The organism is Actinosynnema sp. NPDC037264, assembly GCF_055603705.1.
The window spans coordinates 1-22,075 of sequence record NZ_JBVJVK010000067.1; the positions used below are offsets into that span (position 1 = coordinate 1).

19 protein-coding genes are annotated in these 22,075 nt (G+C 71.5%); 10 read left to right on the forward strand and 9 right to left on the reverse strand.

Features of this window, described 5'->3' with window-relative positions:
- Window positions 1-91 precede the first annotated feature (91 nt).
- Window positions 92-2,209 (reverse strand): alpha-galactosidase, encoded by a 2,118-nt coding sequence (locus ACZ7GX_RS39040; protein ID WP_498784662.1) that lies wholly within the window; start codon window positions 2,207-2,209, stop codon window positions 92-94.
- 120 nt (window positions 2,210-2,329) lie between these two features.
- On the opposite strand from ACZ7GX_RS39040, the gene ACZ7GX_RS39045 reads away from it, so the two are divergent.
- The 5 genes from ACZ7GX_RS39045 to manA all read left to right on the forward strand — a co-directional run bounded on the left by ACZ7GX_RS39045 (window position 2,330) and on the right by manA (window position 8,748).
- Window positions 2,330-4,774, forward strand: coding sequence for a glycoside hydrolase family 2 protein (locus ACZ7GX_RS39045; RefSeq protein WP_498784664.1), 2,445 nt, complete (start codon window positions 2,330-2,332; stop codon window positions 4,772-4,774).
- A complete protein-coding gene (locus ACZ7GX_RS39050; protein WP_498784666.1) occupies window positions 4,771-5,604 on the forward strand; it encodes a LacI family DNA-binding transcriptional regulator in 834 nt (277 codons plus the stop codon). The genes ACZ7GX_RS39045 and ACZ7GX_RS39050 overlap by 4 nt, the downstream gene beginning before the upstream one ends.
- 10 nt (window positions 5,605-5,614) lie before the next feature.
- Complete coding sequence (mgrA, locus tag ACZ7GX_RS39055) at window positions 5,615-6,595, forward strand: L-glyceraldehyde 3-phosphate reductase (RefSeq protein ID WP_498784668.1); 981 nt, start codon at window positions 5,615-5,617, stop codon at window positions 6,593-6,595.
- An 86-nt stretch (window positions 6,596-6,681) separates the two neighbouring features.
- Window positions 6,682-7,638: an ROK family protein gene (locus ACZ7GX_RS39060; RefSeq protein ID WP_498784670.1), complete on the forward strand. Its 957-nt coding sequence runs from the start codon at window positions 6,682-6,684 to the stop codon at window positions 7,636-7,638.
- Window positions 7,639-7,647: 9 nt separating this feature from the next.
- Entirely contained in the window at window positions 7,648-8,748 is a 1,101-nt protein-coding gene (gene manA, locus ACZ7GX_RS39065; protein ID WP_498784672.1) for a mannose-6-phosphate isomerase, class I, read from the forward strand.
- Window positions 8,749-8,833: 85 nt separating this feature from the next.
- Here the strand turns inward: manA and ACZ7GX_RS39070 are convergent, their stop codons facing one another.
- From ACZ7GX_RS39070 to ACZ7GX_RS39080, 3 genes are all read right to left on the reverse strand, one after another.
- Window positions 8,834-9,505, reverse strand: a complete 672-nt coding sequence (locus tag ACZ7GX_RS39070; RefSeq protein WP_498784674.1) for a lytic polysaccharide monooxygenase auxiliary activity family 9 protein — start codon at window positions 9,503-9,505, stop codon at window positions 8,834-8,836.
- A gap of 230 nt (window positions 9,506-9,735) precedes the next feature.
- Window positions 9,736-10,143, reverse strand: coding sequence for a nucleoside deaminase (locus ACZ7GX_RS39075; RefSeq protein WP_498784676.1), 408 nt, complete (start codon window positions 10,141-10,143; stop codon window positions 9,736-9,738).
- Window positions 10,140-10,973 (reverse strand): LLM class flavin-dependent oxidoreductase, encoded by an 834-nt coding sequence (locus tag ACZ7GX_RS39080; RefSeq protein ID WP_498784678.1) that lies wholly within the window; start codon window positions 10,971-10,973, stop codon window positions 10,140-10,142. Before ACZ7GX_RS39080 ends, ACZ7GX_RS39075 begins: the two co-directional genes overlap by 4 nt.
- Before the next feature lie 93 nt (window positions 10,974-11,066).
- On the opposite strand from ACZ7GX_RS39080, the gene ACZ7GX_RS39085 reads away from it, so the two are divergent.
- Window positions 11,067-11,513 carry an Lrp/AsnC family transcriptional regulator gene (locus ACZ7GX_RS39085; protein WP_498784680.1) on the forward strand — a complete coding sequence of 149 codons (447 nt, stop codon included), beginning with the start codon at window positions 11,067-11,069 and terminating at the stop codon, window positions 11,511-11,513.
- A gap of 24 nt (window positions 11,514-11,537) precedes the next feature.
- Here the strand turns inward: ACZ7GX_RS39085 and ACZ7GX_RS39090 are convergent, their stop codons facing one another.
- The 3 genes from ACZ7GX_RS39090 to bdeA form a co-directional block, all read right to left on the reverse strand.
- Window positions 11,538-12,410 (reverse strand): hypothetical protein, encoded by an 873-nt coding sequence (locus ACZ7GX_RS39090; protein WP_498784682.1) that lies wholly within the window; start codon window positions 12,408-12,410, stop codon window positions 11,538-11,540.
- A complete protein-coding gene (locus tag ACZ7GX_RS39095; protein WP_498784684.1) occupies window positions 12,407-12,997 on the reverse strand; it encodes an RNA polymerase sigma factor in 591 nt (196 codons plus the stop codon). The genes ACZ7GX_RS39090 and ACZ7GX_RS39095 overlap by 4 nt, the downstream gene beginning before the upstream one ends.
- A gap of 318 nt (window positions 12,998-13,315) precedes the next feature.
- The gene (gene bdeA / locus ACZ7GX_RS39100; RefSeq protein ID WP_498784686.1) at window positions 13,316-14,185 is read right to left on the reverse strand and encodes a bis(hydroxyethyl) terephthalate hydrolase; all 870 of its coding nucleotides are present in this window, start codon (window positions 14,183-14,185) and stop codon (window positions 13,316-13,318) included.
- Window positions 14,186-14,458: 273 nt separating this feature from the next.
- On the opposite strand from bdeA, the gene ACZ7GX_RS39105 reads away from it, so the two are divergent.
- Window positions 14,459-17,059: a glycoside hydrolase family 3 protein gene (locus ACZ7GX_RS39105; RefSeq protein ID WP_498784688.1), complete on the forward strand. Its 2,601-nt coding sequence runs from the start codon at window positions 14,459-14,461 to the stop codon at window positions 17,057-17,059.
- Between the two features lie 308 nt (window positions 17,060-17,367).
- Here the strand turns inward: ACZ7GX_RS39105 and ACZ7GX_RS39110 are convergent, their stop codons facing one another.
- Window positions 17,368-17,955, reverse strand: a complete 588-nt coding sequence (locus ACZ7GX_RS39110) for an NAD(P)-dependent oxidoreductase (protein ID WP_498784690.1) — start codon at window positions 17,953-17,955, stop codon at window positions 17,368-17,370.
- On the reverse strand, window positions 17,930-18,787 hold the full coding sequence (locus ACZ7GX_RS39115) for an EamA family transporter (RefSeq protein ID WP_498784692.1): 858 nt from the start codon (window positions 18,785-18,787) through the stop codon (window positions 17,930-17,932). Before ACZ7GX_RS39115 ends, ACZ7GX_RS39110 begins: the two co-directional genes overlap by 26 nt.
- A gap of 80 nt (window positions 18,788-18,867) precedes the next feature.
- Here ACZ7GX_RS39115 and ACZ7GX_RS39120 point away from each other — a divergent pair, with 80 nt between their 5' ends.
- The 3 genes from ACZ7GX_RS39120 to ACZ7GX_RS39130 all read left to right on the forward strand — a co-directional run bounded on the left by ACZ7GX_RS39120 (window position 18,868) and on the right by ACZ7GX_RS39130 (window position 22,075).
- Window positions 18,868-19,359 (forward strand): MarR family winged helix-turn-helix transcriptional regulator, encoded by a 492-nt coding sequence (locus tag ACZ7GX_RS39120; protein WP_498784694.1) that lies wholly within the window; start codon window positions 18,868-18,870, stop codon window positions 19,357-19,359.
- A gap of 154 nt (window positions 19,360-19,513) precedes the next feature.
- Window positions 19,514-21,592: a glycosyl hydrolase gene (locus ACZ7GX_RS39125; RefSeq protein WP_498784696.1), complete on the forward strand. Its 2,079-nt coding sequence runs from the start codon at window positions 19,514-19,516 to the stop codon at window positions 21,590-21,592.
- A gap of 129 nt (window positions 21,593-21,721) precedes the next feature.
- Complete coding sequence (locus tag ACZ7GX_RS39130) at window positions 21,722-22,075, forward strand: hypothetical protein (RefSeq protein WP_498784698.1); 354 nt, start codon at window positions 21,722-21,724, stop codon at window positions 22,073-22,075.

Genomic DNA, 22,075 nt, shown 5'->3' on the forward strand with positions numbered 1-22,075 from the left:
TCCAGGATCGCCCACTCCGCATCCGTCAGATCACCACGCGCCACAACGCAATTTGATCAAACCCTACGATCAACATTCCGGCGGACACGCCCTAGACCGCCGTGGCCCGCACCAGCACCAACCGCTCCGGGTGCTGCACGGGAGCCTGCACGCCCGCCGTGTCGAGCACCCGGCCCGGCAGCGTCACGCCGTCCTGCCACCACGGCAGGCGCACGCCCCAGTTGTCGGCGTTGCCGTCGGGCACGTCGCCGGGCGCCAACGGGCGCACGTGGTACGTCCGGTCCGCGGACAGGCCCGGCAGCCGCACCGGCCCCGGCGGGTAGAGCCGGGACGTGGCCAGCGCGACGATCGCGAACACGGCGTCCGACCCGTCCTCCGCCACCACCCCGTGCACCTCGATCGCCGGGTCCGGGTGGTCGCCGTGCACCGACACGCCGGAGTGCAGCAGCGGCCGCAGCTCCTTGTACAGGGCCACCCACGACCGCAGCCGCTCCAGGTCCGACTCCGACGCCGCGGTCAGGTCCCACTCGATGCCGAAGTGCCCGAACAGCGCCGTGCCCGCCCGGAAGTCGATCGGGTGCTGCCGGTGCGTGGTGTGCGACGTCCCCGAGCCCACGTGCGTCCCCATCAGCTCCAACGGGATCAGCGCGTTCGTCCACCGCTGCATCGACTGCCGCTCCAGCGCGTCGATGCAGTCCGACACCCACACCCGGTCCGTGCGCTCCAGGATCTCCAGGTCCACCCGCCCGCCGCCGGACGAGCACGACTCGATCTCCACGCCGGGGTGTCGCCGCCGCAGCTCGTCCAGCAGCCGGTAGACGGCCGCCGTCTGGCCGTGCACCCCCGCCCGGCCGGTCGGCCGGTGCCCGGCGTCCACCAGGTCCCGGTTGTGGTCCCACTTCAGGTAGGACACCGGGTACTCGGTGAGCAGCGCGTCCAGCCGCTCCAGGATGTGCGCGAACGCCTCCGGCCTGGCCAGGTCGAGCACCTGCTGGTGCCGTGCCGTGCCGGGCAGCCGGTCGCCCGCCGCCATGATCCAGTCCGGGTGCGCCCGGGCCAGCTCCGAGTCCGGGTTGACCATCTCCGGCTCGACCCAGATGCCGAACTGCATGCCCAACCCGGTCACGTGGTCGGTCAGCGGCCCGAGCCCGTCCGGCCACACCTCGTCGGAGACGTACCAGTCGCCGAGGCCGCGCCGATCGTCGCGCCGCGACCCGAACCAGCCGTCGTCCAGCACGAACCGCTCCCCGCCGACCGACGCGGCGGCGTCCGCCAACGCCTTCAGCCGGCCCAGGTCGTGGTCGAAGTACACGGCCTCCCAGGTGTTCACCACGACCGGCCGGGGCGAGGAGGGGTGCGACGCGCGCGAGCGCAGGTGCCGGTGGAACCGCGCCGACACCTCGTCCAGCCCTCGCCCGTACGACGCGTACTGCCACGGCGAGGTGTACGACTCGCCGGGCCCCAGCACGACCTCGCCGGACAGCAGCAGCTCACCCGACCCGAGCAGGGACACGGAGTGGTAGTTCTTCTCGGCGAACGTCCGGTGGTTGCCCGACCAGGCCGTGTGCACGGCCCAGATCTCGCCCGAGCGGTTGCCGAACCCGGCGGTGCCCGCGGCGAGCAGGTACGCCGAGTCGTAGCCGGTCCGACCGGTCCGGTTCTCGCGCACGTGCAGGCCGTGGTTCCACGCCGTGCGCTGCGGGCTGCGCTCCCGCGTCCAGCGCCCGGTGAAGTCCAGGAGCTCGACCGCCTGCGGCGGCGCGGGCAGGGTCAGGTTCACCGCGTCCACGGCGAAGTCGGACGACCCGGTGTTGGTCAGCACGGCCCGCTGCCGCACCAGCCCGGACGGCGTCAGCTCGATGACCAGTTCCAGCCCGAGCCCGGCGACCTCGTCCACCGCGCGGACCGCGGGACCGTCCACCGACACCACGCGGAACGCGGTCGAGAAGTCCCGCCCGCCCCGGTTGCCGACGATTCCCGGCGTGCCCAGCCAGCCCGCCGACTGCTCCGGCAGCACGGCCACGTCCACCGCGCCGTCGACCGAGAAGCCGATGGGGTGCGGAGACTGCGCGACCAGCACCGCGGCCAACTCCGCCGAGGTGAGTTCGCCCAGGTCAGCGCCCCAATGGCGGACCCGGGGGAGGGTGCTCCCGGAGAAGTCGAGCACCAGGCTCACACCCGCGGCCCGCAGGTGCGTCACGTCTGCCACTTGTGGTCTTCCTCTCTGGTGGTGAACCTCGTTGACTTACTTTAGTTGCTGGCGTAAGAATCGCCATACCTTGAACGTCACACGGCAGAAACCCACCGCCACCGCCCGAAAAGAGGAACGATGATTCGCACGACCTTGCACGACGGGTGGCGCCTGAGCGCGGTGGGTGGGCCGATCCCGGCGGTCGTCGCCGACCGCTCGGTGCCCGCCGCCGTGCCCGGCAGCACTCATCTCGACCTCCTCGCGGCGGGCCTGATCCCCGAGCCCTACCTGGACACCAACGAGGCCGAGCTGGCCTGGATGCACCGCGCCGACTGGCGCTACGAGCTGACCTTCGAGGCCGAGGCCGCGAAGCCCGGCGAGAAGGTCGAGATCGCGTTCGACGGCCTCGACACCGTCACCACGGTCGAGCTCAACGGCCGCGTCCTCGGCCACACGGCGAACATGTTCCGCTCGTACCGCTTCGACGTGCGCGAGCACCTCAAGGACGGCGCGAACGACCTCGTCGTCACCTTCCACTCCGCCCTGGCCTACGCCGAGGAGCAGGAGGAGAAGCTGGGCCGGCGCGACCGCGCCTACCCGCACCCGATGAACGCCCTGCGCAAGATGGCCTGCTCGTTCGGCTGGGACTGGGGCCCGGACCTGCAGACCGCGGGCATCTGGAAGCCGGTGCGGCTGGAGCGCTGGACCGAGGCGCGCCTGGCGCACGTGCGCCCGCTCGTCACGGTGGACGCGGACGGCACGGGCCGGGTCGAGGTGCACGTCGAGGTCGACCGCGCCGGCGACACCGACCTGACCGCGATCGCGACCGTGGCCGGCGTCGAGCAGCGCGTCCGGGTCGAGGGCGATTCCGCCGTGGTGACCGTCGAGGTGCCGGACGTCGAACTGTGGTGGCCCGTGGGCTACGGCGACCACCCCCTCTACGACTTGGCCGTCATCCTCCAGTCCGGCGGCGAGGACGTCGACCGCGCCGACCGCCGCGTCGGCTTCCGCACCATCACCGTCGACACGACGCCCGACGAGGTCGGCACGCCGTTCACGTTCGTCGTCAACGGCAAGCCGGTGTTCGCCAAGGGCGCCAACTGGATCCCGGACGACCACTTCCTCACCCGCGTCACCCGCGACCGCCTGGCCCACCGGGTCGACCAGGCCGTCGACGCCAACATGAACATGCTCCGCATCTGGGGCGGCGGCATCTACGAGACCGAGGACTTCTACGACGTCTGCGACGAGCGCGGCGTGCTGGTGTGGCAGGACTTCCTGTTCGCCTGCGCCGCGTACGCCGAGGAATCGCCGCTGTGGGAAGAGGTCGAGGCCGAGGCGCGCGAGAACGTCGCCCGCCTGACCTCGCACGCGTCCCTGGCGCTGTGGAACGGCAACAACGAGAACCTGTGGGGCTTCGCCGACTGGGGCTGGGCGGAGCAGCTGCAGGGCCGCACCTGGGGCCTCGGCTTCTACACCGACCTGCTGCCGAAGATCGTCGCCGAGCTCGACCCGACCCGGCACTACTCGCCGGGCAGCCCGTACAGCCCGGGCGAGCTCCACCCGAACGAGGACACCCACGGCACGCGCCACGAGTGGGAGGTATGGAACCGGATCGACTACACCCACTACCGCGACCACACCCCGCGGTTCTGCTCGGAGTTCGGCTTCCAGGGCCCGCCGACCTGGGCGACGCTCACCAAGTGGGTGCACGACGAGCCGATGACGCCGACCTCGCCCGCGTTCCTGCTGCACCAGAAGGCCGAGGACGGCAACGGCAAGCTCGACCGCGGCCTCGCGCCGCACCTGCCCGCGCCGGCGGAGTTCCCGGACTGGCACTGGGCGACCCAGCTCAACCAGGCTCGCGCGGTCGCGTTCGGCGTCGAGCACTTCCGCTCGCACTGGCCCCGCACGGCGGGCGCGCTGGTGTGGCAGCTCAACGACTGCTGGCCGGTGACCTCGTGGGCCGCGATCGACGGCGAGGAGCGGCTCAAGCCGCTGTACTACGCGCTCAAGCACGCCTTCGCGCCACGCCTGCTGACCGTCCAGCCGCGTGACGGGGTGGACGCGCTCATCGCGGTCAACGACACCGACGAGGCCTGGACCGGTGACGTCGCGCTGGAGCGCCAGACGTTCACGGGCGAGGTGCTCGCGGCGGCTAAACTCCCGCTCGACGTGCCGGCGAGGTCGGTGGCGCGGCTCGACCTGGTGGCCGAACTGATCACGCCGGGCGACCCGAAGGGGGAGGTGCTGGTGGTGAGCACGGCCGAAGCGCGCACCGCGCACCTGTTCCGCGAGGACCTGGAGCTGGCCTACGACCCCGCGCCGCTGACCGCCGAGGTGCGGCGGGTGGACGGCGGGTACCGGGTGGACGTCACCGCGTCCTCCTTCGCCCGTGACGTCGCGCTGCTGGCCGACCGGGTCGCCGAGGACGCCGTCGTCGACGACACCCTGGTCACCCTGCCCGCCGGCGGCACGCACTCGTTCCTGGTCCGGACCGCGGCCGAGCTGGCCGACCCGGCCGCGCTGACCGGTCCGCTGGTGCTGCGCTCGGCCAACGACCTGTGCGCGGTGCGGACATGACGACCGGTTCGACCGGCGCCGTCGGCCTGGTCCTGGCCCGCCCCGCGCGGCTGCTGGGCGCGGAGCCGTTCTTCATGGAGTTCATCGCGGGCATCGAGGAGCGGCTCGCCGAGGGCGACCGGTCGGTGCTGCTGCACGTCGTGGGCGCCGAGGACGCGGAGATCGCCGCCTACCGCAGGTGGGCGGCGCGCGGCCTGGTCGACGCGGTCGTGGTCGTCAACCGCACGGTGGACGACCACCGGCCGGCGGTGCTGCGCGAGATGGGCCTGCCCGCGCTGTACGTGGGCGAGCCGGACGAGCTGGCCGTGCCCGCGGTGCGCACCGACGACGCGGGCCCCGTGCGGGAGGCGTTGGCGTACCTGCTCGACCTCGGGCACCGGCGCATCGCCCGGGTCAGCGGCCCGACCACGCTGCTGCACACCAGGGCGCGCACCGCCGCGCTGCTCGAGGGCTGCGCGGAGGCGGGCATCGAGCCCGTCGTGCTGGAGGGCGACTACTCCGAGGAGTCGGGGGCGAAGCTCACCACCGCGCTGCTCAACTCCCCGGAGCCGCCGACCGCGATCCTCTACGACAACGACGTGATGGCCGTGGCGGGCCTCAACGTCGCCAAGGAACTCGGCGTCGCCGTGCCCGACCGGCTCAGCCTGGTGGCGTGGGACGACTCGTCGCTGTGCCGGCTCGCGTCACCCGCCCTGACCACGATGAGCGTGGACGTGCACCAGTTCGGCGTCACGGTCGCCGAGTCGGTGCTGGAGCTGATCGAGGGCGTCGAGGTCGCCGAGCGCTGGTCGCCCAAGCCCACGCTCATCGCGCGGGAGAGCACCCGATAGAAGGATCCCCATGACCCACCACGCCGCCGAGTCGCGGTACGACGCCATGCCCTACCGCCGGTCCGGCCGCAGCGGGCTCAAGCTGCCCGCCGTGTCGCTCGGCCTGTGGCACAACTTCGGGCACGACAAGCACCTCGACGGCCAGCGGGCCATCCTGCGCCGCGCGTTCGACCTCGGCGTGACGCACTTCGACCTGGCCAACAACTACGGGCCGCCGCCCGGCAGCGCCGAGGAGAACTTCGGCCGGCTGTTCGCGGCGGACTTCCGGCCGTACCGCGACGAGATCCTGGTGTCCACCAAGGCCGGCTACCACATGTTCGACGGCCCGTACGGCGAGTGGGGCTCCCGCAAGTACCTGGTCAGCTCATTGGACCGGTCGCTGGCGCGGATGGGCCTGGACTACGTCGACGTCTTCTACCACCACCGGCCCGACCCGGACACCCCCATCGAGGAGACGATGGGCGCGCTGGACCACGTCGTCCGCTCGGGCAAGGCGCTGTACGCCGGCATCTCGAACTACTCGGCGGAGCAGACCGCGGAAGCGGCCCGGGTGCTGCGCGAGCTGGGCACGCCGCTGCTGATCCACCAGCCGTCGTACTCGATGTTCAACCGGTGGGTCGAGGACGGCCTGCTGGACGTGCTGGCCGAGGTCGGCGCGGGCAGCATCGCGTTCTCGCCGCTGGCGCAGGGCGTGCTGACCGACCGCTACCTCGACGGCGTGCCGGCGGGTTCGCGCGCGGCGGGCGCCTCGCCGTTCCTCTCGGCGTCCAACCTGGACGACGCGACGCTGGCGAAGGTGCGCGCGCTCGACGAGATCGCGAAGCGGCGCGGGCAGACGCTGGCGCAGCTGGCGATCGCGTGGGTGCTGCGCAACGTGACGTCCGCGCTGATCGGCGCCTCCAGCGTGAAGCAGCTGGAGGACAACGTGGCCGCGACGGCGAACCTGGCGTTCGAGGCCGACGAGCTGGCCGAGATCGAACGGCACCTCTGACGTCCCGCGCGGCGTGAGATGAACCGCTTCAGCGCTGCTGTCAACGCCTCTTGACGAAACTTTGCTTAACCGCTTAACTAAGTCCCATGGGGCAAGCACTCGACCCGGTCGCGGTCGCCATCGACATCGGCGGCACCAAGCTCGCCGCGGCGTTGGTCGAGTCCGACGGCACCGTCCTGGCCCGCCGCACCACGGCGACGCCCGCGGGTGACGCGGAGGCGGTCTGGGGCGGCCTCGCGGGAGTTCTCGACGAACTCCTCGCCGCCGCCCCGGACCGCACCGTGCTCGGCGCGGGCATCGCCTCGGCCGCGCCGATGGACCTGCGCACCGGCACGATCAGCCCGGTCAACATCCCGGGCTGGCGCGACTTCCCGATCACCGCCCGCGTCGGCGAGCTGCTGCCCGGCCTGCCGGTTCGGCTCGGCGGCGACGCGCTGTGCATGGCGCTGGCCGAGTACCACCACGGCAACGGCCGCGGCAGCGGGTGCCTGCTCGGCATGGTCGTGTCCACCGGCATCGGCGGCGGGTTCGTCTTCGCCGGCCGGCCGCACTTCGGCGCCACCGGCAACGCGGGCCACGTCGGCCACTTCGTGGTCGACCCGACCGGCCCGCTGTGCGGCTGCGGCGCGAACGGCTGCTCCGAGGCCTTCGCCAGCGGCCCGTCGATGGTGCGCTGGGCGTTGGAGCAGGGCTGGCAGCCGCTCGGGGGCACGGCGGACGGCGTCGCGCTCGCCGCGTCGGCCAGGGCGGGCGACCCGACCGCGGCGGCGGCGTTCCGCCGTTCCGGCGCGGCGGTCGCCCAGGTCATCACGGTCGCCTCCGCGTTGTGCGAGGTCGACCGCGTGGTCATCGGCGGTGGGGTCGCGCAGGCCTGGGACCTGCTCGAACCCGCCATCACGCAGCCGCTCGCGGACTACGCGGGGCTGGCGTTCATGCGCCGGGTCGACGTGCTCCCGGCGACGTTGGGCGTCGACTCGGGACTGATCGGGGCCGCGGCGCTGCTCGCGGACGACCGCGTCCCGTCCGTGCCCGTGGGAATCTGAGGACACACCGTGCGCAAGCTGGACACCACCGTCCGGGAGTACCACTGGGGTTCGCGGACCGCGCTGGCCGAGCTGCGCGGCGAACCGTCGCCCAGCGCCGTGCCGCAGGCCGAGCTGTGGGTCGGCGCGCACCCCGACGACCCGTCCCGGCTGGCCGACTGCGACGTGCCGCTGGACGCCTACCTCGCCGCCAATCCCGCCGGCCTGCTCGGGCCGGCCGGCCTGGCCGCGTTCGGGCCGCGGCTGCCGTTCCTGCTCAAGGTGCTGGCCGTGGACGCGCCGCTGTCGTTGCAGGTGCACCCGAACCGCGAACAGGCCGCGGTCGGGTTCGCCGAGCACGGCTACCGCGACGACCGGCCCAAGCCGGAGGTCCTGGTGGCGCTGACCGAGTTCGAGACGCTGTCCGGCTTCCGCCGCCCTGACGAGACCGCGGCGCTGCTGGACGAGCTGGGCCTGCCGTCGCTGGCCCCGATGCGGGCCGAGCTGTCGGTCTGCCACACGTGGGGAGCGCTGCGCTGGGCGTTGCAGACCGCGGACGCGGCCCTGGTCGCGGAGGTGGCGACGGCCGCGGCGCGCGTGCCCGCGCTGGCGCACGTCGCGGCACTGGCCGAGGTCTACCCGGAGGACGCGGGCGTGGTGGCGGCGTTGCTGCTCAACGCGGTGAAGCTGCGGCCGGGGCAGGGTGTCTACGTGGGCGCGGGGGTGCTGCACGCCCACCTGCGCGGCACGGGCGTCGAGCTGATGGCGAACTCCGACAACGTGCTGCGCGCGGGCCTGACCACCAAACCGGTCGACGTGCCCGCGGTGCTGTCGCTGGTGGACCACGAGAGCGGGCCCGCGGCCGTGCTCGACGGCGAGGGCGACGGCCCGGTGAGGACCTACCGGACGCCCGACCCCGAGTTCCGCCTGCACGCCGTGCGGCCGGGCGCCGTGCTGCCCGGTGCCGGCCCACAGCTCCTGTTGTGCACCAAGGGTTCCGTCGTCGTCAGGCGCGGCGGTGACGAGGTCGCGCTGCGCGGCGGTGAGTCGGCGTTCCTGCCGCACAGCGCCGACGCGGCCGAGGTCTCCGGCGACGGCGAGGCGTTCTGGGCGACCACGAACCTCGGCTGACGCGGGTGAGCACACGGGCGCGGGCTGGTTCGCCGCACCCGTGTGCTCGTTCCCACTGCGCTACCGGGGTTGTTGCCGGCAGGTCCTACTGGAAGTTCACGTCACTGCACAGGTAGTAGGCCTGGTCCATGTGGCTGGCCTGCCAGATCGTGAACACCACGTGGCGGCCGGTGCGGCTGCCCGCGTTGACCTGGGCCTGGTAGAGGCCCGTGGTGCCGTAGCGACCGGTCGAGGTGACCAGCTCCAGGTCGCTCCAGCGCAGCGGCGTGGTCGCGGTGTTGACGCCCTGGCGGGTGATGTAGATGCGCAGGTAGTCCGCGCCGTGCCGCGCCTGGTCGGTGATGGTCAGGGTGAACTGGCGCGGCTTGGTGGCGGTGTTCCACGCGCCGACCGCGTCGAGCGCCCGGTAGCGGCCGCTCTCGGCCAGGCCACCGCTGCACAGCTGGCCGTTCGGCAGGGCGCCCTGGTGGTTGCCGCCGACACCGTTGCGGTAGAGGCCGTTCCAGTTCCACATCGCGTTCGGGTCGGCCTTCCAGGCCTGCGCGCACATCGGGTCCGTCTGACCCATGTTCGGGTTCAGGTGGTCGCTGCCCCAGCGCTGGAAGCAGCCGTAGTTGCGCGACGGCGGGTCGGTGACCGAGCCGTGCGCGCTCGCGACGCCTGATGCGCCCACCAGGGTGACGACGCTGGCCGCGAGGACCGCGAGGACCGAGCTGAAGACGCCGATCACCGATCGGGTACCGCGTCGGAAGGTCATGTGTGTGAGTCCTCCACGTTGAGGATGACCGAGTACAGGGCTGGGAGCGCTCCCAGATCCCAAGGTAGCGAACCGCACACGGTCTGTGAACCCCATCCGCGCACGAAGCTGATTCGTTCCAGTTGGGCACCCGAACGGCCCAACCACCACCCCCGCCCGCGCGTGTCGAACGCCCGGAACCCGCGTGTCGGACGCTCAAGACCCCGAATTCAACGTTCAGGACGCCGTCACTACCGGTAGTAGCCCTCCACCGGAACGGTCGCTTCGGCCAGCAGCGCCGGCCCTTCCTGCGGCACGGGCGCGAAGCCGCCACCCGGCTTCAGCGCGTTCAGCTGCTCGGTCGACAACGCGAACACCACCCGCCCCAGCCCCGACCGCTCGATCGCGCCCACGCACATCCCGCACGGCTGGCAGCTGGTGAACATCGTCGTCCCGGCCGCCACCTCCGGCGCGAGCGACCGCGCCGCCCACCGCGCCAGCTTCAGCTCCGGGTGCGCGGTGATGTCGTCGTCCGTCAGGCTGGTGTTGCGCTCCTCCATCAACACCGCGCCGTCCGGCCCCACCAACAACGACCCGAACGGCGGGTTGCCCGACGCGCGCGCCTCCGCCGCCAGCTCGATCGCCCTGTGCAAGCTCATCGGAACTCCTTTCGCACCGTGGCCAAAGCGTGCCACGCGACTTCGGGGTGGACGGTCTCCTGCGGATCCCCGACGAACGGGTCCAGCACCACGGCCGCCGCGCCGGACGACCGCAACTCCGCCAGGTCGCCCAGGACCTGCGCCACGGTGCCCTCGCCCAACCGCCGCTCCGGCCCCAACTCGTCGGACGTGATGTGCAGCAGAACGCGGGGGGTCAAGGCGGGCAACGGTTTCCCCTCCGCCTCCGCGATGACCTTCAACCGCGCCAACGCCTCCCGGTACCCCGAAGGCGTGAGCCGCAAGCTGTGCCACGCGTCCCCGAGCCGAACGGCCCGCCGCAGCGCCGCGTCGGAGTGCCCGCCCACCCAGATCGGGATCCGCCCGGCCCGGTAGTCCGACTCGTCGCGCCACGCCTCCCGCACCACCCGCAGACCCTCGTCGGTCAACCGGCCGCGTTCGGCGAAAGGCACACCCAGCGCCTCGTACTCCTGCCGCGCCCACCCCACGCCGACGCCGAGCACGAACCGACCGCCGGACAGCTCGTTCACGTTCGCCGCCATCCGCGCCACCAGCAACGGGTGCCGGTAGGGCAGCACGAGCACGGTGGTGCCGAGCCGGATCCGCGACGTCACCCCGGCCAGCCACGCCAGCGCGGTGAACGGCTCGTAGAACGGGGCCGGGTACTGCTCGGCCACGTCCGGCGTGACGGCCACGTGGTCGGACACCATCAAGAGGTCGAAGCCGAGGCCCTCGACCGTCCGCGCCCAGTCCCGCAGCACGTCCGGCGAGGTGCCCGGCCCGAAGTTCGGGACGTTCACACCGATCTGCACGGCGCCAACGCTATGCGGAATCCCGGCGATCCTGAAGAGACTTCCCCCTGCCTGAGGCGGCTTCCACCGCAAATTCCACGGTAAAGTCCGCCCATGACCGGGAACCTCGATCCGACCGACTGGTCCATCCTCGCCGAGCTGCAACGCGACGGCCGGATCGCGCTCAGCGAGCTGGGCCGCCGGGTCAACCTGAGCGCCTCGGCGACCACCGAACGCGTCCGCAGGCTGGAGTCCGCCGGCGTGATCACCGGCTACCGGGCCGAGGTCGACCTGGCCAAGGTCGGCTACGCCGTGCTCGCCGTCGTCCGCCTGAAGTACCCGGGCAACCGCCACGAGCCGCTGCACGCGCTGCTCGCCGACCGCCCCGAGATCCTGGAGTGCCTGCGCACCACGGGCGACGACTGCTACACGCTCAAGGTCGCCGCCACGTCCATGCCGCACCTGGAGCAGGTGGTCAACGACCTGACCGGCTTCGGCAGCACGACCACGAACATCGTCTACAGCCAGACCCTGCCGTACCGGGGCGTGGCGCCGGCGTAGCGCGACGGCACACCCCGGTCCCGGCTACCGCCAGGCCACCGCCGGCGCGCACGTCGCCGGGTCGAGGTCGCGCGCACCCGCCACGATCACCCCGTCCGGGCGCACCCAGCACTTGGTCGGGTCCCACTGGTCGCGCCACTCGCCGAGCAACGCGCCCTGCGCGTCATAGGCGTGGACGACCCCGAGCCGGTCCCACCCCTCCGGCATGTCCCAGTCGGCCGGGTGCGCGATGCGGGCCACGAACGTGCCGTTGGCCAACCGCGCCTCCACCGACCGGCCGCCGTGCAGGTAGACGACCTTGGCGACCTGGTCCGTCACCCGTCCCACCGCCAGGTCGTAGCCCAACTGGTCGGCGTACTCCGCCTTGCCGCCCGCACCGCCGTTCGACGAGGCCAGCTCGTCGAGCGCGAGCACGCCGGGCAGCCACCCCGAGTCCCAGACCAGCCGGGCGGCCGCGTTGTACGGCATCACCGGACCGTCCACGGTGCAGCCCACCTGCTCGCTCGACGTGTAGAGCAGGGCGAACGCGCCGACGTCGTCGGTGACGTACTGGTGCAGCACCGCCTTGCCGGGCCGCAGCGTGCTCTCCATGCAGCCCCGCTCGATCTCGCCGATGCGTTCGGCGGACAACCCCGGCACCACCGGCGGCCCGGCCGGCGCGGCGGACGTCGTGGTCGTCACCACCACCTGGCTCGCCGCGGTCCCCTCACCACCCTGCCGCGCCGGCACCACGACCGCGACCAGGGCGACCACGGCCGCCGCCGCGACACCGGCCGTGAGCAGGGGCGCGAACCGGACGGCGCGGCGACCGCCGGTCACCTCCTGCTCCAGCCGCGCGCGGATCTGCGCCCGGCGACGGGGCGGAACGTCCCGGGTCGGGGGGAGTGCGTGGTTCATCGGTCCTCCAGGGTGAGCGCGGGAACGGCGACGACCGGCGCGGCGCCCAGCCTGCGGGTCAGCCGGGCCTTCGCCTTGCTGACCCTGGCCCGGACGCTGACCTCGGCGATGCCGAGCACGCCGGCGGCGTCGGCGTACGACACGCCGGACCACACGCACAGCGCGAGCGCTTCCCGTTCGTTGCGGGGCAGTTCCTCGACGGCGGCCAGCAGCAACGCCATCCGCCGCTGGTCGTCGACCCGCTCGGCCACCTGGTCGGCGTGGTCGGGGACCGGGGTCTCCACCGGCGCCTTGCGGAACAGCCGCAGCCGACGCGCCACCGTGCGCCGGTCGCTGCGCACCACGTTCGTGGCCACGGCCAGCAGCCACGGCAGGGCGGAGTCGTGCTCCAGCCGCAGCCGGTCGCGCTTGCGCCAGGCCACCAGGAACGTGTTCTGCAGGTGGTCCTCGGCCGCCGCCCACGACGCGGTCAGGCGGAAGCAGTGGTTGTAGACCGCCTTGGCGTGCCGGTCGAACAGCACGCCGAAGGCCGGCCCGCTCCCTGCCGCGGCCTGTGACCACAGGGTGCGGTCGTCATCGGTCGTCATGTCCTGCTTGTGCCCACCAGCCGAGGAGGTGTTGCCTCGCGTCGGGACGGGCGGAACGCCGAAAGGGCCGCCGTCAGCCGGGGCGGCCTCATCGTCGAGACCCCCGAGGCGTGAGGGAGAGCGCTCTCGCCCCACACCCCTGCCAAGCTGACGGCGGCCCCTCGAACCCGACAACGCCGCCGCCGTGCGTTGCGGGACGTCTGGGAACGTTCCCAGGTCTGACGGTAGCGCACCGCCGCCACCGCCGGCAAGCGCTTTCCTGCGGACCGACCACTGGGCCGTTCGCGCTGCTGAACAGCGAGAACGGCCCAGCGGGCCTCACGAGTGCGGACAGGTGTCGCGGTACTCGGAGATGGCTGTGCCACGGGGTGCGGGGCACAGGAACTGCTCGTACCGGGTGTCGTTGTCGACGAACCGCTTGAGCCACGCGATGCTGTACTTCGCGATCGTCGTGTTGGAGCTGTTCGGCGCGTAGTGGCTCGCGCCCTCCAGCTCCAGGTACGCCTTGTCCAGAGTGGACGGCAGGCTGGTGTAGAACGGCTCCGAGTGCGACGACACCGACGCCACCGAGTCGTTCTCCGCGCCGACGATCAGCGTCGGCGTCTGCACCGTCGACCACGTCTTGGTGGTGTTCCACGGGGTCAGCGGGATCGAGGCCTGCAGGCTCGGCCGGTCCTTCGTGGCCTCCAGCGCGCCTCCGCCGCCCATCGAGTGGCCCATCACGCCCAGCCGCGAGGCGTCGATCCGACTCCGCACGGAGCTGCTCGTCGTGAGGTAGTCCAACGCGGCCAGCAGCTGGTCGCCGCGCGAGGACGGCTGGTCGTACCGCGAGTTCGTGTCGATGATGAAGATGACGAAGCCCTGCGAGGCCAGCCGCGGTCCGAGCCACGAAAGGCTGGACTGGCTGGCCGTGTAGCCGGGCGAGACCGCGATCGCGCCGAACGTGCCCTCGGCGGTGCTGGTCGGGTAGTAGACGGTGCCGCCGCCGAAGCCGCGCACGCTGACCGACGACACCGTGGTCTGGCTGGTGGCGAACGGCCCGCGGGTGGCCTCGATGCTCGCGGTGCTCGGCGCCGGACCGCGTTCGTAGGGGTTCTCGGCGGCCTGGGCGACCGTGCCGGACGTGGTGAGGGCAACCACCGCGGCGAATACCAGGGCGCGGCGGGACAGGGGAGACCTCAGGGACATGGTGTGCTCTTCCCGGCGTGGCAAGGACTTGGCGGATAGTCCTCAGTGGACCTTGCTTGGCGCGTCAGAGTCTGACGCGCTACCTACTCCGGAGTCAAGTAACCGTCTCGCCACGCTGCGTGACGCGAAGGATATTCACCTCCGCGGACCGGGAAACCGGCCGACGACCGTAACTCCGACCTGCGAGGAAGCGCTCCCACGCACCTCTTGACCACGACCCACCCGATCACGAAGATCGGCCGCGACAGAGCCGTCGGACGAACGGAACCGCCGATGTCCCGCAGACACCTGAGCACCGCCCTGGCCGCGGTGCTCGCCGCCGGTCTCCTCACCGGAGGCGCCGCGGCCTCCCCGGAAGCGTCACGCCGGCCGGTCATCGGCGAGCCGCGCACCGAGCACGGCTGCGCCCGGATCGAGGAGCACCTCCCGCACCTGGACGAGTGGCCGAAGGTCGACAGCCGGGTCAAGTCGAACCCGTCCGACGAGCGGCGCGTCAAGAAGATCCTCGCGGGCATGACCCTGGCCGAGAAGGTCGGCCAGATGACGCAGCCGGAGATCGGCGCCATCACCCCGGACGAGGTGCGCGAGTACGGCATCGGCTCGGTCCTCAACGGCGGCGGCTCGTGGCCGGGCCGCGACAAGCACGCGTCACCCCAAGCCTGGCTCGCCCTGGCCGACGCCTATTGGGACGCGTCCAAGGCCAGCCGCACGGGCATCCCCGCCATCTGGGGCATCGACGCCGTGCACGGCAACAACAACGTCTACGGCGCCACGGTCTTCCCGCACAACATCGGCCTGGGCGCGGCGCACGACCCGTGCCTGATCCGGGACATCGGCAAGGCGACCGCCGAGCAGCTCCGCGCCACCGGCCAGGACTGGGCGTTCGCACCGACCCTGGCCGTGCCCCTCGACGACCGCTGGGGCCGCACCTACGAGGGCTTCTCCGAGGACCCGCGGATCACCCGCGCCTACGGCTACGAAGCCACCCGAGGGCTGCAGGGCAACAGCCGCAGCCGCGTCGGCGTGCTCGCCACCGCCAAGCACTTCATCGGCGACGGCGGCACCACCGGCGGCAAGGACCAGGGCGTCAACCCGGCCTCCGAAGCCGAGATGATCAACGTGCACGGCCAGGGCTACTACGGCGCGCTCGCCGCCGGCGCCCAGACCGTGATGGTGTCGTTCAACAGCTGGACCAACGACGAGCTCGACGAGGGCAAGCTGCACGGCAGCAAGCTCGCGGTGAACGACATCCTCAAGGGCAAGATGGGCTTCGACGGCCTCGTCGTCTCCGACTGGAACGGCATCGGCCAGGTCGCCGGCTGCACCAACTCGTCCTGCCCCCGGGCGATCAACGCGGGCATCGACGTCGTCATGGTGCCCAACGACTGGAAGGCGTTCATCGCCAACACGGTCGCCCAGGTCGAGAACGGTGAAATCCCCCTCGCCCGCATCGACGACGCCGTGACTCGGATCCTCCGCGTCAAGCTCCGCTCCGGCGTCCTCGACGGCGAGAAGCCGTCCGAACGCGACCACGCCGGCTCCACCGACGCCCTCGAAGCCCGCAAACTGGCCCGCGAGTCGGTCCGCAAGAGCCAAGTCCTGCTCAAGAACAACAACCGCGTCCTCCCCCTCTCCCCGCGCGCCAAGGTGCTGGTCGTCGGCAAGAGCGCCGACAGCATGCAGAACCAGACCGGCGGCTGGACCCTGACCTGGCAGGGCACCGGCAACACCAACGCCGACTTCCCCAACGGCACCACCGTCCTCGGCGGCCTCAGGGAAGCCCTCGGCGAGCAGAACGTCGTGTTCAGCGAAACCGGCGACGTCGATCCCGCCGGCTTCGACGCCGTGATCGCGGTCCTCGGCGAGACCCCGTACGCGGAGGGCGTCGGCGACATCGGCAAGCGCTCCCTGGAGGCGGCCAAGCTCTACCCGAACGACCTCGCCGTCCTCGACAAGGTCAGCGGCAAGGGCGCCCCGGTCGTCACCGTCTACCTCTCCGGCCGCCCGCTGCACGTCAACAAGGAGCTGAACCGCTCCGACGCCTTCGTGGCGTCCTGGCTGCCCGGCACCGAGGGCGGCGGCGTCGCCGACCTGCTGGTCCGCGGCAAGCACACCTACCCCGGCTTCACCGGCGAGCTCTCGTTCTCCTGGCCGCGCAGCGCCTGCCAGACACCCCTCGACGCCGACGGCGACCCGCTCTTCAAACCCGGCTACGGCCTACGCTCGTGGCAGACCGGCAACCTCGGCCGACTGGACGAGACCTCCCCCGAGTTCGGCTGCTCCGGCAACAACGGCGGCGGCACCGCCACCGAGGACCTCGAACTCCACGTCCGCACCGACATCGCCCCTTACCGCAGCTACATCGGCTCACCGGACAACTGGAGCGGCACCGAACTGGGCCCGGACGGCGAGGCGGCGCACAGCTCGATCACCGTCGTGCCCGCCGACGTCAACGTCCAAGGCGACGCCATGAAGACCACCTGGACCGGCACGGGCCCCGGCCAGGTCTACCTCCAGGACCCGGCGGGCGGCACCGACCTGCGCGGCTACCTCAACGCCAACGCCGCCCTGGTCTTCGACGTCATCGTCCACCAGGCCCCAGCCGCCCGGACCGTCCTGAGCACCCACTGCCAGTACCCGTGCTTCGCCGAGGTCAACGCGACCAACCTCTTCACCAACCTCCCCACCGGTGTCAAGTCCACGGTGAAGATCCCGATCTCGTGCTTCGCCCAAGGCGGCCTCGACCTGGAAAACGTCAACACCCCATTCCTCGTCTACACCGACGGCACCTTCCAAGCCTCCTTCGCCAACGTCCGCTGGACCCCCAAAGCCGCCACCGACCCCGACGCCAAACCCTGCACCGACCTGACCTGACTCCCCTTCCCCCCACCCCCTTCCCCCCACCCCCCATCCCGTCCACTGACACGAAGCCCTTCCCCCAAAGGAAGGGCTTCGTGTCATCCCGCCGACCTGGCTCCGCCCTACCGCGCGTGTCAAGGGGGGCGCTGTTCACCGATGCCCGCACCGTCCACTGATGTCGCCCCCTTGATACGTGTGGTAGCCCGTAGGGAGGTCGGTGGGATGACACGAAACCCGACCAACAACGGACCCGGCACATCCCCACCCACCGGCCGTCATCCTGCTGATCTGCCCGTCCGGCGAGGACTCTTTTCATCTCTCACCTAATACCCCACCGTGAACCGAGCCCGCCGGTGCCGAGGCATCTCGACCTCGTCCACCAACGCCACCGCCAGATCCTCGATCGAGATCACCTCACCGACCTGCTCATCCCGACCGACCCGGAACACACCGGTCCGCTGACCGGGCTCCAACAACACCGGCGGGCTCAGGTACGTCCAGTCCGCCTCACGATCGGCCCGGCACACCGCCAGCTGCTCGGCGCCCGCCCTCGCGATCGGCCCGAGCTCCACCGGGAAGCCCGGCGCCTCCAGCACCGTGTGCCCAGCCGGCGTCACGAGGCTGCCCGCGCCACCGACCACCACCAACCGCGCCCCGGTCTCCGCCGCACCGGCGAGCAACGTCCGCGTGGCCTCGACCAGCTGACCTTCCTCCCCGTCAGCCGGCCGAGTAGCGCCGATCACCACATCCCGGCCCTTGCTGAGGCGCACCACGTCCGCGAGCACGTTCGCGTCGCCGACCTCACTGCCCGGACCGGGCCGACGGCTGACGGCCGTGACCTCGTGGCCCCGCCGCCGCGCCTCCTCGACCACCTTCCTCCCGACGCTACCGAACGCTCCGAACACGGTCATCCACACGACTTTCCCCCTTCTTCAGCTGAGCCGTCACCAACGCCCCGAGCACCACCACCGCGCCGACCACCTGCAACGCCGTCAGGTCCTGGCTCAACACGAGCCACCCCACCGCCGTCGCGACAACCGGGCTGAGCAGCCCGAGGAACGTCACCTGCGTCGCCGCCAGCACCCGGATCCCGCGGAACCACAGGGCGTACGACAGCGCCCCGCCGATCACGCCCAAGTACACGAAGCCGCCGACGTTCGCCGCCGTCAACGCGGGTGGCGGCCCTTCGACCAGGAGCGTCACCGGCAGCAGCACGACACCGCCGGCCACCAGCTGCCACCCGGTCACCGCCAACAACGGCGCGGGCGTCGTCCACCGCTTGCTCAGCACCACCCCGGCCGCCATCACGACCGCGCCACCCAGCGCCGCCGCCACGCCGACCCAGTCCAGCCGCGCATCGGCCCGCAGCACCAGCAGCGCCACGCCCACGACGCCCGCCACCCCGGCCAGCGCCACCCGCGCCGTCATCCGCTGCCCGAGCAGCACCACCGCCAACCCGGCCACCACCAGCGGCTGCACGGCTCCGACCGTCGCCGCCACCCCGCCCGGCAACCGGTACGCCGCCAGGAACAGCAACGGCAGGAACACGCCGATGTTCAGCGTGCCCAGCACCAGCGAGCGCCACCACCAGTCACCCTTCGGCAGCTGTCGCGTGACCGCCACCAGCAGCAACCCGGCCGGCAACGCCCGCAACAGCCCCGCCAGCAGTGGCCGGTCCGGTGGCAGGTACTCCGTGGTGACGTAGTAGGTCGTGCCCCACACGGCGGGGGCGAGCGCGGTCACCCATTTGCTTAGCACTAAGACAAACTAACTCACCGCTAAGGTATCTCCACGGTGACTTACCTCACCGCTAAGCTAGTTCGATGGCAGACCACGTCGACCTCGTCCTCGGTCAGTGGCACGCGCAGCGCCCCGACCTCGACGTCTCGCCGATGGCGGTGATCGGCAGGCTCAGCCGCCTCGCCCGGCTGGTGGACGGCGAGCTGGGCAAGACCTTCGCCGCGCACGACCTGGACCGGGCGTCGTTCGACGTGCTCGCCACCCTGCGCCGCAGCGCGCCGCCGCACCGGCTGACCCCGACCGAGCTGATGCGCGCCTCGATGGTCACCTCCGGCGCCGTGACGCAACGGCTCGACCGCCTCGAAGCCCGCGGACTGGTCGTCCGAACCCCCAACGAGCACGACGGCCGAGGCGTGGTCGTCGCCCTCACCGACGCCGGTCGCGACCTGATCGACCGCACCCTGCCCGACCACCTCGCCACGGAGAACCGCCTGCTCAGCGCGCTGTCGCCCGCAGAGCGAACCGCTCTCGCCGACACCCTGAAGCACCTGCTGGAATCCCTCGGCGACAAGTAACCGCCGCAAGTTTCTTCACTTACGAAACTTACCGCGCTAGGGTGCCTTCTCACCGGCCGCTTAACCGCTTAATCGAGCCGCACCCCGCACCCCGCACCCCGCACCCCGCACCCAACCTCACACCTCACACCGCTCAACGCCGAGAGGGTCCGCCATGAGGAAACGCTCCGCCGCCAGACAGGTGACCACCGCCGCCCTCACCACCACCACCGCCATCACCACCACCCTCGCCGCCGCCCTCCTGAGCTCCGGCGCGATCTCCACCGCCGCCCCGGCCGACACCGCCCAACGGCACCCCAAGCCGCAGTCGGTCCGGATCTCCGACCCCCACGCCACCCCCGAAACCCGGTCCCTCTTCTCGTACCTGCGCGACCAGCAGGGCAGGGGCGTGCTGTTCGGCCACCAGCAGACGACCGAGTTCGGCGTCACCTGGGACGAGTTCACCGAGACAGACGGGCTGAAGTCCGACGTCAAGGCCGGCGTCGGCGACCACCCGGCGCTGTTCGGCTGGGACACCGGCCACCTCGGCCACGGCTCGTCGCCCGGCGACCCGGCCCCGGAGGAGAACTTCCAGGCCACCGTCAAGCTGATCGAGACCGCGCACAACGAGATCGGCGGCGTGCACACCCTCGCGTCCCACATGGACAACTTCGTCACCGGCGGCAGCTTCTACGACACCAACGGCGACGTCGTCACCCGCATCCTGCCCGGCGGCGACCACCACGCGCAGTTCAACGCCTACCTCGACCGGGTCGCCCGCCTCGCGCACGAGGTCGACGACCGTGACGGCAACCCGATCCCGATGATCTACCGGCCGTTCCACGAGAACAGCGGTTCGTGGTTCTGGTGGGGCGCGGCGCACGCGTCACCGGCGAAGTACGTCGAGCTGTTCCGCTACACCGTCGAGTACCTGCGCGACGTCAAGGACGTGCACAACTTCCTGTACGCCTACTCGCCCGGCGGCGGCTTCGGCGGCGTGGACGACGTCTACCTGCGCACTTACCCGGGCGACAACTACATCGACGTGTTCGGCATCGACAGCTACGACGGCAGCAACGGGTCGCAGCAGTTCCTGGACGGCGTCGTCGCCGACCTCGGCATGATCGCGCGCATCGCCCAGGCCAAGGACAAGGTCTCGGCGTTCACCGAGTACGGCATCAGCGGCGCGCTGAAGCCCAACGGGCAGAACGGGAACCTGAACTGGTTCACCACGATGTTCAACGCCATCAAGGCCGACCCGTGGGCCGGTCGCAGCGCGTTCATGCTGACCTGGGTGAACTTCGGCACCGAGCAGTTCTTCCTGCCGTACCCGGCGACCGCCACCGAGCCCGAGCACGAACTGCTGCCCGACCTCAAGCGGCTGCACGCCGACCCGTACGCCGTGTTCAGCTCCGCGCTCGACCTCTCCGACGTCTACGGGCGCAAGGTGAAGGCCGAGGCGCACAAGCCGTTCCTGCACGTCGTGTCGCCGCCGGACGGTGAGCGGATCACGACGCCGACCACCACCGTTCGCGTGCGACTGCTCGACGCCAAGCCCGCGCTCGTCTACTACACCGTCGGCGACGACCCGACCAAGCACCTGCTCACGCTGGACCGGGGCACCGGGTACTACACCGGCACCTGGGACATCGGCGCGGAGAACCTGACCAACAAGGTCACCCGGCTCAAGGTGACCGCGTTGACGCCGCGTGGCACGTTGTCCGCGACGAACCGCCTGATCCTCGGCGCGAAGCCGCCGCTCGCGCCCGGTGTCGTCGACGACTTCGAGGGACACGTCGACGACACGGCGTTGGGCGCGGAGTACAGCCCGTACGGGACGAACCGCATCTCGCTGGCGGCCGAGAACGGCGGCAAGGCGCTGAAGTTCGACTACGACTTCGGCTTCCAGACCTACACCGGCGTCGGCAAGCGGATCTCGGGTGACTGGTCGACCTACACCGGGTTGTCGTTCTGGCTGCGGCCCGACGGGTCGAACCACAAGCTGGTGCTGCAGCTGAACGCCGGCGGGGTGGCCTACGAGGCGTACCCGTCGATGTCCGGCACGTCGGCCGGGATCGTGACGATCCCGTTCGCGGACTGGCGCCCGGCGCCGTGGGACACGGGCAACGCGCACCGGCGGATCACGCCGGAGGACCTGAAGAACCTGTCCCAGTTCAACATCTTCGTCAACCAGGTCGACGGCAACCCGGTCGTGACCGGCACCTTCTACCTGGACGACATCCGGGCGAGCTGAGCGGGCCCACCGACCCCGCCCGCGTGCGCTGCCACGTGCCCGGCGCGCACGCGGGCGGTTCCATTCGGCCGATTGCCACCGCCGTCCACCTTGGGTTGGCTTTGGATACACGCGATCCAAGGGGGACCCATGACACTCTTCACGCTCTTAAGCGCGCTCCTGCTCTCCGCCTCCGCAGCCACCGCCTCCGCCACCGCAGCCACTGCCTCCGACGTGAGCCCGCACTGCCAGGAATCCGGCTACTGCGTCTTCTCCGGCGCCTCGTTCACCGGCGCCCGCGCCATCGTGCCCCTGTCCTACGGCTGCCACCCCGTCACCGACCTGGGCTTCACCACGGCCCGCTCCGCCGCCCGCGGCTTCGGCGACGGCACCGCGCTACAACTGTTCGCCGACAGCACCTGCACCACCCGCGTAGCCACCGTCTACCACGAGGTCCCCACCACCACCGCGACCTCTTACCGCCTGATGCCGATCCCGACCTGA